Source organism: Actinosynnema sp. NPDC050436 (genome assembly GCF_040655415.1).
Lineage (GTDB): Bacteria > Actinomycetota > Actinomycetes > Mycobacteriales > Pseudonocardiaceae > Actinosynnema.
Window position 1 is genome coordinate 1 of sequence record NZ_JBFAJV010000038.1, and the last position, 1,541, is coordinate 1,541.

General features: G+C 35.1%; 1 protein-coding gene. It reads left to right on the forward strand.

Annotated features, from left to right (window positions below; genetic code table 11):
- Positions 1-482 precede the first annotated feature (482 nt).
- Complete coding sequence (locus AB0I60_RS37455; protein WP_360739014.1) at positions 483-1,373, forward strand: IS982-like element IS982B family transposase; 891 nt, start codon at positions 483-485, stop codon at positions 1,371-1,373.
- Positions 1,374-1,541: the final 168 nt, after the last annotated feature.

A 1,541-nucleotide genomic window follows, 5' to 3' on the forward strand; every position in this document is an offset into this window, starting at 1 on the left:
CAAATAAGGAATGGTAAGTAATGGCACAATCATTATAAAGACCTGATATATTACATTATAAAGATAATTTTTTGCGATTTGCATTGATAATCCTCCCGAAAAATATTAAACAAAAACTATATAACAGGAAGGATTAAAAATTGGGTCCTCCTGTCCACCTAAGTTCTAATAAAAGTATCTAGATGGTGAAATCTTACCATTCTTAATCAAGCAGAATAACTTTTAATAAGTTTTCATCTGCCTTCACTGTAATTAACACTTAACATCTGTCCAGATAGCTAACTAGACAAATCAAAGACTCCCCTTAACCGAATGACTTCACATTCATTAAAACAAGATAATCAAATTCAGTGATTAATGAACCCATTGAAGATATAAAAAATCCGTAATTAACCCGAATTGCTAGTTAATTTCATTGGAAAATAAATAAGTCGTGCTATCCTAATCTTAAACCACTAAGCATTAGAAAGCGCACGACTTATATGACTTATAATAGCACACTTCCAAAAGTTTTTGTTTATTTACTGACAACCATTGAGACGCTTTATCAAACGAGTGTTCCCCTTGAGGTTCAAAACCGAAAAAACGTCCATCTCGCAACATCAGATTGCTTAGTTATCGCTTGTTACCTCTGGGGCGTACTGCATTTTAGTGAAACGCTTAAAGCTAAGCACCAATTGGCTCAAAGTTTATTTCCTAATTTCCTAGAATATTCTCGCTTTGTCCGCCGTTGTAATGCCCTCTTACCGAGTATCCAAGTCATTCGCCAAGCACTCGTCTTTAAAGAGGTTGAAGGAATGAGTGTATCCATTATTGACAGCTTCCCCCTTCCTTTGTGTCAGCCTATTCGTAATTTCAGAAGCAAAGTTCTTGGAGATGATGCAAATGTTGGCTACAATGCTACAAAGGGACAGTACTTCTATGGATGTAAATGTCATGCTTTAGTCAGTGAATCAGGCTATGTCATAGACTACACAATTACTCCTGCTTCAATGGCTGATCGTTCAATGACCGAGGAAGTGTTGAGTCAATTTGGGACACCAACAGTCCTTGGAGATATGGGATATTTAGGTCAGTCACTGCATGATAGGCTGGAATTAAAAGGAATTGATCTAATTACACCTGTCAGGAAGAACATGAAGCAAAAGAAAATCCTTTTCCCTAATTTTTCAAAACGTAGAAAAGTGATTGAGCGAGTTTTCTCTTTTTTGACAAATCTAGGAGCTGAGCGTTGTAAAAGTCATTCGCCTCAAGGTTTTCAATTGAAATTAGAGATGATACTTTTAGCGTATTCTTTACTGTTAAAATCAGCTAAATCACTGGAACCAGAGACTTTAAGATATTCTATCGGGTATCAAGTCATGGCTAAATAATCAACTAGCAATTCGGGTCTTTATTAAATACTAATGATTGCATTAAAAATTGCTTTTTGAGATAATTGCTAAAAAAGAGAGGATTCTCAAATGGATAACAAAGATATAGAGCTGATTCAACAAATGGAAAACAAATATGACACTTTTATGCCAGTCTTAACTAATTTA

What these genes read in the sequence shown, in the direction of transcription:
- AB0I60_RS37455 (WP_360739014.1), top strand. Translation starts at nt 483, where the DNA reads ATGACTTATAATAGCACACTTCCAAAAGTTTTTGTTTATTTACTGACA.